Below are 13,868 nucleotides of genomic sequence, written 5' to 3'. Positions count from 1 at the left end.
CACATGACATCCCAGAACCCCTCCATTGTCCTCGCGGGCGGCGGAACCGCCGGCCACATCAGCCCGCTGCTTGCCATCGCGGCAGCGCTCCGTTCCGCCGTGCCGGGAGCCAGGCTGCTGGCCGTGGGTACGCCGGCAGGCATGGAGACCCGGCTGGTTCCGGCCGCCGGCGTGGAGCTCGCCACTATTGACCGCGTTCCGTTTCCGAGGAAACCCTCCATGGACCTGCTCAGGCTGCCTGCCCGGCTGGCTGGTGCCGTGCGGCAGTCCGGCCGCATCCTTGACGAGGCGTCCGCCGATGTCCTCGTGGGGGTGGGAGGCTACGTCTGCACGCCGCTGTATCTCGCGGCCCGGCGGCGGGGGATCCCCATCGTGATCCATGAAGCCAACACCAGGCCCGGCCTCGCGAACCGCGTGGGCTCGTTCCTGACCCGTCACGTGGCCACCGCCTTCGACAGCACCCGCCTGCGCCACGCCCGCCATGTCGGCATGCCCATGCGCACGGAAATATCCGGCCTCGACAGGGACTCTGCCCGGGCCGCCGCACGTGAAGCACTGGGCCTGCAACCTGCCAAGCCCACGCTGATTGTCACCGGCGGTTCGTCCGGCGCGCAGAGCATCAACCAGGCGGTCGCCGCAGCCGTCAAGGACCTTGCTGCCGCCGGAATCCAGACGCTCCACATCACCGGCCGTGGAAAGACCGTTATGGGAGCCGACGGCGGCCCGCTCGCCGCAGAGGGCTACCGCCAGGTCGAGTACGTGGATGGCATGGAGCTCGTGTACGCCGCCGCAGACGTGCTGCTTGCGCGGGCCGGCGCGGCGACTGTCAGCGAAGCAGCGGCAGTGGGCGTGCCGGCCGTGTTTGTCCCGCTGCCCATTGGCAACGGCGAACAGGCCCTGAACGCTGCAGGGCTGGTGAACGCCGGCGGTGCGGTGATCGTTCCGGACAGGGATTTCACCCCGCAGTGGGTGGTGCGCGAGCTCATTCCCCTGGTTACCGATCCCGGGAGGCTTGCCGTCATGGCGGCCAGCTCACGCCGCCTGGGTATCAGAAACGCCGATCAGTTGATGGCTGACCTTGTCCTGGAAGCGGTATCCGCATGAGCCCGGCCGGCCTCCGCAGCCAGCAATCCCTGGGCCGCGTCCATTTCATCGGCATCGGCGGGGTGGGCATGTCCGCCGTGGCCCGCATCATGGTGGCACGCGGCGTGCCCGTGAGCGGATCCGATGCCAAGGACCTTCCCGTGTTGGCCGAGCTGGCCGCCGCCGGCGCGAGGATCGCCGTGGGTTACAGCGCCGTCAACATCGGCGATGCCGAAACCGTGGTGGCCGGCTCCGCTATCCGCGCCGACAACCCCGAGCTGGTTGCCGCACGCGCCGCCGGGCTGCCCGTCCTGCACCGCTCGGAAGCCCTGGCGGCCACCATGGGGGAGGACCTCGTCGTCACTGTCGCGGGCACTCACGGCAAGTCAACAACCACCTCCATGATCACCGTCCTCCTCCAGGGCGCCGGATTGGACCCCTCGTTCGCCATCGGCGCCAACGTGCCTTCCCTCGGCGTCAACGCCGCCCACGGGACATCCGGAGTTTTTGTGGCCGAGGCCGACGAATCCGACGGGTCCTTCCTGAACTACCGGCCGAGGATTGCCGTGGTCACCAACGTTGAACCTGACCACCTGGACTACTACGGCACGGCTGACGCCGTCTACGAGTCCTTTGACCGCTTCACCATGCTTCTCCCTGCAGACGGGGTCCTGATCGCCTGCGCTGACGACGCCGGTGCCCTGGCCTTGGCCGAGCGCACGCTGGCGCGCGGCAACACGAGGGTGGTGCTGTACGGAACCTCGGACCGGTCCGACCTGGTATTGCACGACGGCGGCCCCGGGGACGTGGCGGTCTCCTCGCCTGCAGGACGCTTCGCCCTGGAGCTGCAGGTGCCTGGACGGCACAACGCGCTGAACGCTGCGGCCGCCGTCGCCGTCGCCCTGGAGCTCGGCGTCGACCCCGCCGCGGCGGCGCGGGCCCTCGCGGACTTTTCCGGTGCGTCCCGCCGCTTCGAACTGAAGGGAGAGGCGCGCGGCGTACGCGTTTTTGATGATTACGCCCACCATCCCACGGAGGTCCGGGCAGCCCTCACCGCGGCCCGCTCCGTGGCCGGCGGGCACAAGGTCCACGTCCTGTTCCAGCCCCACCTCTTCTCCAGGACCAGGGAGTTTGCGAGGGAATTCGCTGACGCCCTGAACCTGGCCGACACGGCCCTGGTCCTGGACATCTACCCTGCACGGGAAGATCCCATCCCCGGGGTCACCAGCCAGCTCATCGCCGAACACCTGGCCCACGGCGGACGCCTCGTGGAGTCCGCTGCCGCGGTGGATGCCCTGGCAACGGCTGCGGGGCCCGGGGACGTCGTTCTGACTGTCGGCGCCGGGGACGTCACGGCTTTCGGGCCGAAGATTGTGCAGGCCCTCGGTGGGTAGTCCGCGCCGGCCCACCTACGCCTCGCCCGGCGGCCGGAAACGGGCGGAGACCGGGCAGGCAGAGCCGGCGGTCATCTCTGCCTCAAAGAGCGCGCCGGAGCCCGCCGCGGCACCGGCCCCAAAACCGGCCGGCCAGGCTCCAACCATGACGAAGAAACGTGACGGCAAAAGGTACGGCAGCGATGGGCCCTCCCGCCGCGACAATGTGCTGACCTTCCCCGAGCCGCCCGCAAAGCGGCGCAGGAGGAACATCCTTGCTGCGCTTTGCACTGCCCTGGTGGTGGTTGCGGCCTTACTGGCCGCCGCAATCTTTTCCCCCCTCCTGGCCGTAGGAACTGTTTCGGTGTCCGGGACCAGGCTGGTCACTGCCGACCAGGTCAAAGCTGCCCTTGACCCGCTCAAGGGCAGGCCCTTGCCCCAGATCAGCGACGAGGAGGTGGCACGCCTCCTGGAGCCCCTCGTCCAGGTCAAGTCCGTCTCCACCCAGGCCCGGCCGCCGTCCGAGCTGGTGGTGGAGGTACGCGAACGGGTCCCGGTCGCGTTGGTGAAGCAGGGGGAACAGTACCAGCTAGTCGATGTGGATGGTGTGGTGCTGGCTGCCACGTCGGACACTGCGTCAGTCGCCCTGCCTGTGATCGACGGCGGGGCGGGAACCATTGGCAGAGAACTCTTCCAGGCCACTGCAGCGGTCCTGGGAGCCCTCCCGCTGGATATCCTGGCGCGGCTGTCGAACGCCTCTGCCCAGTCCGTGGACGCCGTCGAGCTGAAGCTGGTGGACGGCCAGACCATCGTCTGGGGCAACGCGGGGGAGAAGGAACTGAAGGCAAAGGTGCTCGAGGCTTTGCTGAAGGTACCAGCCGATCCCAAAAACCCCGTGCGTGTCTACGATGTGAGTGCGCCCCGTCATCCCGTGACGCGGTGACGGTTTATTTTCCGGTAATCGCGCGACACGCGGCGCCGGTTATTGAATGTCCAGAACATAGGAAATAGCGTTCCAGACATGAGTTACTTGACATAACTATAACCTTCAACTCGAAGGTTAGGGTTTCAAGCTTCAAGCCCGACTCCACAGTTTTCGCAATAGAACACGAACAAGGGACACGTAACGTGGCAGCTCCGCAGAACTACTTGGCCGTCATCAAGGTCGTCGGCATCGGCGGCGGTGGCGTGAACGCAGTCAACCGCATGATCGAGGTCGGTCTCCGCGGCGTCGAGTTCATCGCCGTCAACACCGATGCGCAGGCATTGTTGATGAGCGATGCCGACGTCAAGCTCGACATCGGGCGTGAGCTGACCCGCGGCCTGGGCGCCGGTGCGAACCCGGAGGTGGGCCGGCAGGCTGCCGAGGACCACGCCGAGGAGATCGAAGAGGTCATCCGCGGCGCGGACATGGTCTTCGTCACCGCCGGCGAAGGTGGCGGAACCGGCACCGGCGGCGCTCCGGTCGTCGCCCGCATTGCCCGCTCGCTCGGCGCGCTGACCATCGGCGTGGTAACCCGTCCCTTCACGTTCGAAGGCCGCCGCCGTGCAGGTTCCGCCGAAGCAGGCATCGACGCCCTCCGCGACGAAGTGGACACCCTGATCGTCATCCCCAACGACCGTCTGCTGTCCATCAGCGACCGCAACGTTTCGGTCCTGGACGCCTTCCGCTCCGCTGACCAGGTCCTGCTGTCCGGTGTCCAGGGCATCACGGACCTCATCACCACCCCCGGCCTGATCAACCTTGACTTCGCCGACGTCAAGTCCGTCATGCAGGGTGCAGGCTCTGCGCTGATGGGCATCGGCTCCGCCCGCGGTGAAGACCGTGCCGTCAAGGCTGCAGAGCTGGCCATCGCTTCCCCGCTCCTGGAGGCTTCCATTGACGGCGCCCACGGCGTCCTGTTGTCCATCCAGGGCGGTTCGGACCTTGGTCTGTTCGAAATCAACGAAGCAGCCCGGCTTGTCCAGGAAGTGGCCCACCCGGAAGCCAACATCATCTTCGGTGCGGTCATCGACGACGCCCTGGGCGACGAAGCCCGCGTGACGGTCATCGCCGCAGGGTTCGACGACGTCAAGGCCACCTCGCCGTCCATGGACCAGTCACAGCCCCAGGTGGCGCCCCAGCGGCCCGCCGCGGCACCGACCCAGGCACCCGCCTCCTCCGCAGGCAGCCACCAGTTGAACGCCCAGCCTGTGCACGCCGGTGTCGGCGCGTCCGGACTCAGCAACTGGGGCCAGCAGCGGCAGTCGTCCGTTCCCGCAGACTCAGGCTTCGACGTCGACCTCCCCTCGGTAGTGGAGCCGGACCTCTCGGGAAGCCGTGCGGATGACCTGGATGTCCCCGACTTCCTGAAATAGGTCACGGCTTGTTCTTCTGGCGGACGGTGGTCCGTCCCGGGGTGAGTGTGGCCTTCACGGACATTCACGCCGGCAACCTTGCCCTGCACGTGGGGGACAACCCCGCTGACGTCCTCCAGCGCCGCCGTGCCCTGGAGGACGCCGCGGGCCTGGTGCCCGGCTCCTTGAGGTTTATGGAGCAGGTCCACGGCACTGCTGTGGAACTGATGGAACCGGAAACTCCGGCCCCGACTGCGGACGCCATGGTGTCCCAGGGTCTGCCGCTCGCCGTGATGGTGGCTGACTGCATCCCCGTGGTGCTCGTTGGAGAAGGGCCCGACGGCCCGGTCCTGGCCGCCGTGCATGCCGGCCGGCCGGGCATCGCCAACGCCATACTCGCGGCTGCAGTCCAGTCAATGAGGTCAGCGGGCGCGGCCGGTATCCATGCGTGGCTCGGCCCGTCCATCTGCGGCTCCTGCTATGAGGTGCCCGCTGAGCTGCGCGCCGACGTCGCGGCCCGGGTGCCTGCAACGTGGGCTTCCACGTCGTGGGGCACTCCGTCGCTGGATCTGCCTGCCGGGGCGAGGAGCCAGCTGGAAGCAGCCGGCGTCATTGTCGAGTACGCGGGGCCATGCACACTCGAGAATGACCAGCTTTTCTCGTACCGCCGGTCCAGGGGCACCGGCCGGTTCGCCGGGCTCGTGTGGGCACATGAGTGAAGGTGAAGCGGCTGCCGGCGCAGCCCGGACCGCAGAGCTGTCCCGGCGGCTCGCCGCCGTTCAGCGGCGCATCGAAGCCGCTGCCGCAGCCTCAGGCCGGTCCGTGGAGCTGCCGACCCTGATCGTGGTCACCAAATTCCATCCGGCGGCGGATATCAGGCGGCTGGCCGGACTCGGTGTCCGCGACGTCGGCGAAAACAAGGACCAGGAAGCCTCGTCGAAGGCAGCTGAACTGGCCGATCTCGACCTCAAATGGCATTTCGTCGGACAGCTGCAAAGCAAGAAGGCAAAGTCCGTGGTCCGCTACGCCCGCGCATTGCACTCTGTTGACCGGCTGACGTTGGTGGACAGCCTCGAGCGGGCCATTTCCGCGGAACAGGCCAGGACCGGGCGGGGACCTCTTGACTGCTTCATCCAGGTCAACCTCGACGACGACGCCGGCACGCACCGTGGCGGGGCGGCGCCGGCCGACGTTCCTTTCCTGGCGGACAGGCTGGCGGCAGCTGCTGGATTGGAGCTGGCGGGCGTGATGGCCGTGGCTCCGCTCGGCCGCAGCCCGGAGGAAGCCTTTGACAAACTTGCCGGCATCTCGGCGGCCCTGGTGGCGGACCACCCCTCCGCCCGGTCCATCTCGGCCGGCATGAGCCAGGACCTCGAAGCGGCCATCCGCTTCGGGGCGACACACCTGCGAATCGGCTCCGATATTCTCGGATCGCGTCCTGACGTGCGGTAGCGTCGAGCTATAGGAAGTGAATGGCGGGGGATGCCAGTGCTGTCAAGTCATTGGGCGGGCCCGTCTGCGGACACGATTAGGAGTCGACCATGGCCGGCGCTCTGCGCAAGACAATGATCTATCTTGGGCTCGCCGATGGCGACGAACATTACGAGTCCGAGCACACCACTACACGTAAGGACGAGGACGAATCCATGGAAGTTGACCGCGAGGAACGCCGTGCACCGGCACCGGTCCGCGATGTCAGCCGTGAGTCGTCGTACGCCCCCGAAGAGGAATACCGCGCACCTGTGACCCCCATTAAGCGTGCGGCCTCGAGCCGCGAAGAAACAACCGGGCTTCGCCAGATCACCACCATCCACCCCCGGTCCTATAACGACGCCAAGCTCATTGGCGAGAGTTTCCGGGACGGCATCCCTGTCATCATGAACGTCACCGACATGGGTGAGTCAGACGCCAAGCGCCTCGTGGACTTCTCGGCAGGGCTGGTGTTCGGGCTCCGCGGCAGTATTGAACGGGTCACGAACAAGGTGTTCCTGCTCTCGCCGTCGTACGTTGAGGTCATCGGTGATGACAAGAAGGTCAGCGAGACCCAGGCCAGCTTCTTCAACCAAAGCTAGCCACAAAGCTTCGAGCGGATGCCAGGCAGGGACACCTGTCTGGCATCTGTGCTGAAATAGACACGAAACGTTGGCAGGGCACTGCGGTATCCGGAATGGACATGGAGATATGAGTTAAGTCATGGGAATCGTTTTCGGACTTGTCTATATCGTCCTGTTGCTGTTCTTTGTGGGGCTCATCATCCGGCTGGTCTTTGACTGGGTCCAGATGTTCGCCAGGGAATGGCGTCCGCGCGGTGTTGCCCTCGTGGCGGCCCACACGGTGTATTCCATCACGGATCCGCCACTGAAGGTGCTCCGTCGGCTGATCCCTCCGCTGCGGCTCGGAGGGGTGACGCTGGACCTCGGTTTCCTGGTCCTGTTCATCGCCGTTGTCATCGCAATGGCGGTCACCCGGGGTTTCGCGTAAGTTTTCGATAAGACCTAGCGGCGCAGGTGAAGTTCCCTTCGAGGAACGGCAGTCCTGCGACGCGAAGAAATCTCCGGTTTGACACCCAGTGTTGAATTAGAGGAACCAGACAATATTTAGGTACCGTAGTTTTGACGGCCGGAAGGCCTACTGACTAACTAGACCAATGAGGTGACCAGATGGCTTTGACGCCAGAAGACGTTGTCAACAAGCGCTTTCAGCCGACCAAGTTCCGCGAAGGCTACGACCAGGACGAAGTTGACGACTTCCTGGACGAGATCGTCGTGGAACTCAGGCGCCTGAACCAGGAGAACGACGAGCTCCGCAAGAAGCTTGCCGAATCAGGTACTGCCGTGCCGGCCAGCTCAGCTGCAGCCGCCCCGGTGGTCGAGAAGGTCCCCGCGCCCGTCAAGGCCGAAAAGGACGACTCCGCGGCGAAGGCCGAGGCTGAAGCCAAGGCTGCCGACGCGGCCAAGAAGAAGGAAACCGAGCAGGTAGTACCTGTTGCAGCCGCTCCTGCCGCTGCCCCCGCAGCTGCCGCAGGCAGCACGGTTTCCGCCGAGTCCGCCGCCGGCCTGCTTGCCATGGCCCAGCAGATGCACGACCGCCACGTCGCTGACGGTCAGTCCCAGAAGGACAAGATCATTGCCGAGGCGCAGATCGAAGCCAGCAGCCTGGTCAACGATGCCCAGGAGAAGTCCCGGAAGATCCTTGGTGCCCTTGAGCAGCAGCGCTCCGTCCTGGAACGCAAGGTCGAGCAGCTCCGTGGCTTCGAGCGGGACTACCGTTCACGCCTGAAGGCCTACATCGAAGGCCAGCTCCGCGACCTCGACGCCCGTGGCTCAGTTGCCGCCCCGGAAGTTGAAGCGCACTAGTTCCGCAAAGCACGTATTCTGAAAGCCGGTGGCTGGGGTTTCCTCGGCCGCCGGCTTTTTGTGATTGCATCGGTATTACCCAAATGAAAGCACCATGACTGACGACCTCGCCGCGGACGCTGCACACCCCGCTTCCTCCTCCCCCCGTCCCGCACGGGCACGCCTGCTCTCGCTCTTCGCAGGCTTTGCAGCCTTCGCCTACGTGCTGGACCAGCTGACCAAACTCTGGGTGACCTCCACAATGGTGGAGGGCGAACGCATTCCCGTTCTGCCGCCGCTCCTGCACTGGTATTTCATCCGCAACTCGGGCGCGGCCTTCTCCATCGGAGAGAACGTGACGTGGGTGTTTTCCATCATTATGGCCGGCGTCTCCCTTGCCATCCTCTTCCAGGTGCGGAAACTTGGCTCTGCCTGGTGGGCACTGGCTCTGGGCCTTCTTTTGGGTGGAGCGCTGGGCAACCTGACGGACCGGCTGTTCCGGGAACCCTCCTTCGGAATGGGGCATGTTGTTGACTTCATCCAGTTGCCGAATTTTGCGATTTTCAATATTGCCGATTCCGCCGTGGTCTCCGCGGTGGCCATCATCTGCATCCTGACCCTGAAGGGGATCGCCCTTGACGGATCACGGCATGTTGCGGCTTCGCCGGACAAAGCCAACGATGCCTGAGCGCGTTGTGGTTGCCGAGGAATTCGGCGGAGCCCGGGCGGACGCGGGGCTCGCGAAGCTGCTGGGAATCTCCCGCTCGCTCGCTGCCACCCTGATTGCGGAAGGCAACGTGGTCAGCCGCGGCAAGAAGGTCGGGAAGTCCGCGCGCCTGGTGGCGGGCGATGTCCTGGAAGTGACGGTGCCTGATCGACGGGACCCGCTCGAAGTGGTGGAGGAAGTTGTGGAAGGCCTGAAGATCCTGTTGGACGACGACGACTTTGTCGTTGTGGACAAGCCGGTGGGGGTCGCGGCCCATCCTTCACCAGGATGGGTGGGCCCTACCGTCGTGGGTGGCCTCGCGGGCGCCGGGTACCGGATTTCGACGTCGGGTTCCCCTGAGCGGGCCGGTATCGTGCACAGGCTCGACGTCGGCACGTCGGGCGTGATGGTGGTGGCCAAGACAGAGCGTGCATACACCGCCCTGAAGCGTGCGTTCAAGGAACGCACCGTGGATAAGGTGTATCACGCCGTCGTCCAGGGGCTCCCGGATCCCCTGGAAGGCACCATAGATGCGCCCATTGGGCGGCACCCGGGACATGACTGGCGGTTTGCCGTCATCGAGGACGGCCGGCCGTCCATCACGCATTACGAGGTGCTCGAAGCTTTCGGCAAGGCCACCCTGGTGGAGGTGCACCTGGAGACAGGCCGCACGCACCAGATCCGCGTGCACTTCTCAGCACTGCGGCACCCCTGCGCCGGAGACCTCACCTACGGCGCAGACCCGCGGCTCGCCGCCACGCTGGGGCTGACCCGCCAGTGGCTGCATGCCCGCCAGCTCGGTTTCGAACACCCTGTGACAGGGGAGCGCGTGACGGTCACCAGCGAGTATCCCCAGGACCTGGAGTATGCCCTGGAGGTCCTGGAATCGGGCCAGGCCTAGGTACTGGGTCGCTGCGGCAGGGACGGCCGGCCAGCGCATAGAATAGTGCGGTGACTTCCAGCAATGCCTCGTTCGTCCATCTTCACAACCACACCGAATACTCCATGCTGGACGGCGCTGCCCGCCTGGGGGAGTTGTTCGATGAGACCGAACGCCTCGGCATGCCTGCCCTCGCCACGACTGACCACGGTTATCTGTTCGGCGCTTTCGACTTCTGGAAACGTGCCACGGACCAGGGCATCAAGCCCATCATCGGCGTCGAAGCCTATGTCACTCCCGGCACCGCACGGACAGACAAAAGCCGGGTCCGCTGGGGCGAGGAACACCAGCGGAAAGACGACATCTCCGGCGGTGGTTCATACACCCACATGACGCTCCTGAGCTACAACAATGCGGGGATGCGCAACCTCTTCCGGGCATCGTCCATCGCATCACTGGATGCAGTCTTCGGCAAGTGGCCGCGGCTGGACCGGGAGCTTTTGAACACATATTCCGAAGGCCTGATCGCCACCACCGGCTGCCCGTCGGGGGAGGTCCAGACCCGCCTGCGGCTGGGCCAGTACCGTGAGGCACTGGAAGCCGCCTCGGAGTTCCGGGACATCTTTGGTGCAGAGAACTACTTCTGTGAGCTGATGGACCACGGCCTGGACATCGAACGCAGGGTCACCGGGGACCTGCTGCGGCTGGCCAAAGACCTGAACCTGCCCCTGGTGGCCACGAACGACCTCCACTACACGCATGAGCACGACGCCAAGGCCCACGAAGCCCTGCTGGCCATCCAGTCCGGATCAACCCTGCTGGAGCCCACCTATGACAATGGCGGCTCCCGGTTTGCGTTCTCCGGCAGCGGTTACTACCTCAAGTCGCCCCAGGAAATGCGGGAGCTTTTCAGGGACCACCCTGATGCCTGCGACAACACGCTGCTGATCGCCGAGCGCTGCGAGGTGTCGTTCAACACCGGGGCGAACTACATGCCGCGGTTCCCCTGCCCGCCGGGGGAAGACGAGACGTCCTGGCTGGTCAAGGAAGTAGCCGCAGGCCTCGAGTACCGCTACCCGGGCGGAATTCCGGACAAGGTCCGCACGCAGGCCGACTACGAGCTCGAAGTCATCACCTCCATGGGGTTCCCCGGGTACTTCCTGGTGGTGGCGGACTTCATCAACTGGGCGAAGAACAACGGCATCCGCGTCGGCCCGGGCCGTGGTTCCGGTGCCGGTTCCATGGTGGCCTACGCCATGCGGATCACCGATCTGGATCCGCTGCACCACGGCCTGATCTTCGAGCGCTTCCTCAACCCGGACCGCGTCTCCATGCCCGACTTCGACGTCGACTTCGATGACCGGCGCCGCTCCGAGGTGATCGACTATGTGACCCGCAAGTACGGCGACGAGCGCGTAGCCATGATCGTCACCTACGGAACCATCAAGACCAAGCAGGCGCTCAAGGATTCGTCCCGCGTGCTCGGCTACCCCTTCAGCATGGGGGAGCAGCTGACCAAAGCCCTTCCCCCGGCCGTCATGGCCAAGGACATCCCGCTCGCGGACATCCAGAACCCTGAGTCCAAGAGGTACGGCGAGGCCGGCGATTTCCGCCAGCTCATCAGCACGGATCCCGAGGCCGCAAAGGTCTTCGAAACCGCCCTGGGTATTGAGGGACTGAAGCGCCAGTGGGGCGTGCACGCGGCCGGCGTCATCATGTCCTCGGACCCCATCATCGACGTCATCCCGGTCATGCGCCGCATCCAGGACGGCCAGGTGATCACCCAGTTCGATTACCCCACCTGTGAAGGCCTGGGCCTGATCAAGATGGACTTCCTGGGGTTGCGGAACCTGACGATCATTTCCGACGCGCTGGAGAACATCAAGCTCAACCGGGGCCACGACCTCGACCTGGACACCCTTGCCCTGGACGACGTCCCGTCCTACGAGCTGATGGCCCGCGGCGATACTCTCGGCGTTTTCCAGCTCGACGGCGGCCCCATGCGTGCGCTCCTGAAGCTGATGAAGCCTGACAACTTCGAGGACATCTCCGCCGTGCTGGCGCTCTACCGGCCAGGGCCGATGGGCGCCAACGCGCACACAGACTATGCGCTGCGCAAGAACGGGATCCAGGAAGTCATCCCGATCCACCCTGAGCTCAAAGAACCGCTCGCCGAAATCCTCGGCGGAACCTACGGCCTGATCGTCTATCAGGAACAGGTCATGGCCGTGGCGCAGAAGCTCGCCGGCTATTCCCTCGGCCAGGCAGATATCCTGCGCCGCGCCATGGGCAAGAAGAAGAAATCTGAACTGGACAAGCAGTTCGCGGGCTTCTCCCAGGGCATGCAGGACAACGGCTACTCCATGGAAGCCGTCAAAACCCTGTGGGATATCCTGCTTCCGTTCTCCGACTACGCCTTCAACAAGGCACACTCTGCCGCTTATGGCGTGATTTCATACTGGACCGCCTACCTGAAAGCGCACTACGCGCCGGAGTACATGGCCGCCCTGCTGACCTCAGTCGGTGACGACAAGGACAAGTCTGCGATCTACCTCAACGAGTGCCGCCGCATGGGTATCACCGTGCTGCCGCCGGACGTCAACGAGTCAGCGCTGAACTTCACCCCCGTGGGCAACGACATCCGCTTCGGCATGGGAGCCATCCGCAACGTCGGCGTCAACGCCGTCGAAGCCATGGTGGCCGCCCGCGAAAAGGAAGGCGCCTACACGTCCTTCAAGGACTACCTCGTGAAGGTCCCCGCTGTTGTCTGCAACAAGCGGACCATCGAATCACTGATCAAGGCCGGCGCCTTCGACTCCCTGAACCACCACCGGCGCGCGCTGGCCATGATCCACGAAGAGGCCATTGACTCCGTCATCACCCTGAAGCGAAATGAGGCGATCGGCCAGTTCGACCTCTTCGCCGGTTTCGACGAAGCCGAATCCGAGGCTTCTTTGAGCATCGAAATTCCGGACCTGCCGGAATGGGAGAAGAAAGACAAGCTCTCGTTCGAGCGGGACATGCTGGGACTGTACGTCTCGGACCACCCGCTGCAGGGGCTTGAGGGACTCCTGAGCCAGCACGCGGACCAGAGCATCACCTCGGTGATCGCCGAGGACGGGCCACACGACGGCGCCATCATCACCATCTCGGGCATGATCACCTCGCTGAGCCGCAGGATCGCCAAGGCCAGCGGCAACGCCTACGCCCGCGCGGAAATCGAAGACCTCGGCGGCTCCATGGAGGTGATGTTCTTCGGCCAGGTCTACGGTCCCATCGCGTCCGTCCTGGCCGAGGACCTTATCGTGGTGGTCAAGGGCCGCCTGCAGCGGCGCGACGACGGCGCCGTGGCGCTCAACTGCATGGAACTGTCAGTCCCCGACCTCAGCGAAGGCACGAACGGGCCCATACTCATCTCGATGCCCACGCACAAGGCAACGGAGGCTGTGGTCACCGAACTGGGGGATGTCCTGCGGAACCACCGGGGAAACTCGGAAGTCCGGCTCCACCTTCAGGGGGACACCCGGACTGAGGTCATGGGCCTGCCCGTGCACCTGCGGGTCAACCCGAGTCCGTCCCTGTTCGGCGACCTGAAGGTTCTCCTCGGGCCGACCTGCCTGGATAACTAGATTTCGTAGTCCAGCGGGACGGGCTGGCCGTAGGCGCCGCCGTGGTAGAGGAGCGGGGAACCGTCGTCGCCCACTGCACCGTCCACCACTTCAACGACCACCACTGCATTGTTCTCGAAAGAGAGCCGCATCTGGATTTCGCCGATGAGCCAGCCGGCGACCCCTTTGAGGATCGGGACGTCGTGCGGGCCAAGTTCCCAGTGGTCCCCGCCGAAACGATCCTTGGTGCGGGCGAAGCGGTCGGCCAGCTCCTGGTTTTCCAGACCCAGCATGTGGACACCGAGGTGGGTGGTGTTGGCTACGGCAGGCCACGAACTCGAACTCCGGGCCATGTTGAAGGTGAACCTGGGTGGTTGAGCAGATAACGAGGCAACGGACGTCGCGGTGAAACCATACGGTTCGCCCTTGTAGTTCACCGTAATGATGGCCACGCCGGCCGCATGCCGGCGGAACATTTCCTTGAACGTGCTTTCGTACGCCGTCTTGTCTGTCATGTTTGAAACTGGCTCCCTGAAACGCGGGCTT

General features: G+C 64.9%; 13 protein-coding genes. 12 read left to right on the top strand and 1 reads right to left on the bottom strand.

Features of this window, described 5'->3' with window-relative positions; translation table 11 throughout:
* Positions 1-3: 3 nt before the first annotated feature.
* The 12 genes from murG (at position 4) to dnaE (ending at position 13,343) form a co-directional block, all read left to right on the top strand.
* A complete protein-coding gene (gene murG, locus ACS5PJ_RS14640; protein WP_439435593.1) occupies positions 4-1,104 on the top strand; it encodes an undecaprenyldiphospho-muramoylpentapeptide beta-N-acetylglucosaminyltransferase in 1,101 nt (366 codons plus the stop codon).
* Positions 1,101-2,477, top strand: coding sequence for a UDP-N-acetylmuramate--L-alanine ligase (gene murC, locus ACS5PJ_RS14635; RefSeq protein WP_439435592.1), 1,377 nt, complete (start codon positions 1,101-1,103; stop codon positions 2,475-2,477). Before murG ends, murC begins: the two co-directional genes overlap by 4 nt.
* Positions 2,470-3,399 carry a cell division protein FtsQ/DivIB gene (locus ACS5PJ_RS14630; RefSeq protein WP_439435591.1) on the top strand — a complete coding sequence of 310 codons (930 nt, stop codon included), beginning with the start codon at positions 2,470-2,472 and terminating at the stop codon, positions 3,397-3,399. Before murC ends, ACS5PJ_RS14630 begins: the two co-directional genes overlap by 8 nt.
* 185 nt (positions 3,400-3,584) lie before the next feature.
* The gene (gene ftsZ, locus ACS5PJ_RS14625) at positions 3,585-4,814 is read left to right on the top strand and encodes a cell division protein FtsZ (RefSeq protein WP_439435590.1); all 1,230 of its coding nucleotides are present in this window, start codon (positions 3,585-3,587) and stop codon (positions 4,812-4,814) included.
* Between the two features lie 8 nt (positions 4,815-4,822).
* On the top strand, positions 4,823-5,512 hold the full coding sequence (locus ACS5PJ_RS14620; protein WP_439435589.1) for a purine nucleoside phosphorylase YfiH/LACC1 family protein: 690 nt from the start codon (positions 4,823-4,825) through the stop codon (positions 5,510-5,512).
* A complete protein-coding gene (locus tag ACS5PJ_RS14615) occupies positions 5,505-6,245 on the top strand; it encodes a YggS family pyridoxal phosphate-dependent enzyme (protein ID WP_439435588.1) in 741 nt (246 codons plus the stop codon). Before ACS5PJ_RS14620 ends, ACS5PJ_RS14615 begins: the two co-directional genes overlap by 8 nt.
* 89 nt (positions 6,246-6,334) lie before the next feature.
* Positions 6,335-6,865, top strand: a complete 531-nt coding sequence (locus ACS5PJ_RS14610) for a cell division protein SepF (protein WP_354147413.1) — start codon at positions 6,335-6,337, stop codon at positions 6,863-6,865.
* A gap of 121 nt (positions 6,866-6,986) precedes the next feature.
* Positions 6,987-7,274, top strand: a complete 288-nt coding sequence (locus ACS5PJ_RS14605; protein ID WP_439435587.1) for a YggT family protein — start codon at positions 6,987-6,989, stop codon at positions 7,272-7,274.
* Between the two features lie 179 nt (positions 7,275-7,453).
* Positions 7,454-8,149, top strand: a complete 696-nt coding sequence (locus ACS5PJ_RS14600) for a DivIVA domain-containing protein (protein WP_439435586.1) — start codon at positions 7,454-7,456, stop codon at positions 8,147-8,149.
* A 94-nt stretch (positions 8,150-8,243) separates the two neighbouring features.
* Positions 8,244-8,816, top strand: a complete 573-nt coding sequence (lspA, locus tag ACS5PJ_RS14595; RefSeq protein WP_439435585.1) for a signal peptidase II — start codon at positions 8,244-8,246, stop codon at positions 8,814-8,816.
* Positions 8,809-9,735 carry an RluA family pseudouridine synthase gene (locus ACS5PJ_RS14590; RefSeq protein ID WP_439435584.1) on the top strand — a complete coding sequence of 309 codons (927 nt, stop codon included), beginning with the start codon at positions 8,809-8,811 and terminating at the stop codon, positions 9,733-9,735. Before lspA ends, ACS5PJ_RS14590 begins: the two co-directional genes overlap by 8 nt.
* Positions 9,736-9,785: 50 nt before the next feature.
* Positions 9,786-13,343 carry a DNA polymerase III subunit alpha gene (dnaE, locus tag ACS5PJ_RS14585; protein ID WP_354147418.1) on the top strand — a complete coding sequence of 1,186 codons (3,558 nt, stop codon included), beginning with the start codon at positions 9,786-9,788 and terminating at the stop codon, positions 13,341-13,343.
* Here dnaE and ACS5PJ_RS14580 read toward each other — a convergent pair.
* On the bottom strand, positions 13,340-13,837 hold the full coding sequence (locus ACS5PJ_RS14580) for a flavin reductase family protein (RefSeq protein ID WP_439435583.1): 498 nt from the start codon (positions 13,835-13,837) through the stop codon (positions 13,340-13,342). The genes dnaE and ACS5PJ_RS14580 overlap by 4 nt on opposite strands.
* Positions 13,838-13,868 lie beyond the last annotated feature (31 nt).

This window comes from Pseudarthrobacter cremeus, assembly GCF_051857465.1.
GTDB lineage: Bacteria > Actinomycetota > Actinomycetes > Actinomycetales > Micrococcaceae > Arthrobacter.
This window is presented reverse-complemented; position numbering and strand designations above follow the sequence as displayed.

What these genes read in the sequence shown, in the direction of transcription:
- murG (WP_439435593.1), top strand. Translation starts at nt 4, where the DNA reads ATGACATCCCAGAACCCCTCCATTGTCCTCGCGGGCGGCGGAACCGCC.
- murC (WP_439435592.1), top strand. Translation starts at nt 1,101, where the DNA reads ATGAGCCCGGCCGGCCTCCGCAGCCAGCAATCCCTGGGCCGCGTCCAT.
- ACS5PJ_RS14615 (WP_439435588.1), top strand. Translation starts at nt 5,505, where the DNA reads ATGAGTGAAGGTGAAGCGGCTGCCGGCGCAGCCCGGACCGCAGAGCTG.
- ACS5PJ_RS14610 (WP_354147413.1), top strand. Translation starts at nt 6,335, where the DNA reads ATGGCCGGCGCTCTGCGCAAGACAATGATCTATCTTGGGCTCGCCGAT.
- ACS5PJ_RS14605 (WP_439435587.1), top strand. Translation starts at nt 6,987, where the DNA reads ATGGGAATCGTTTTCGGACTTGTCTATATCGTCCTGTTGCTGTTCTTT.
- ACS5PJ_RS14600 (WP_439435586.1), top strand. Translation starts at nt 7,454, where the DNA reads ATGGCTTTGACGCCAGAAGACGTTGTCAACAAGCGCTTTCAGCCGACC.
- lspA (WP_439435585.1), top strand. Translation starts at nt 8,244, where the DNA reads ATGACTGACGACCTCGCCGCGGACGCTGCACACCCCGCTTCCTCCTCC.
- ACS5PJ_RS14590 (WP_439435584.1), top strand. Translation starts at nt 8,809, where the DNA reads ATGCCTGAGCGCGTTGTGGTTGCCGAGGAATTCGGCGGAGCCCGGGCG.
- ACS5PJ_RS14580 (WP_439435583.1), bottom strand. Translation starts at nt 13,837, where the DNA reads ATGACAGACAAGACGGCGTACGAAAGCACGTTCAAGGAAATGTTCCGC.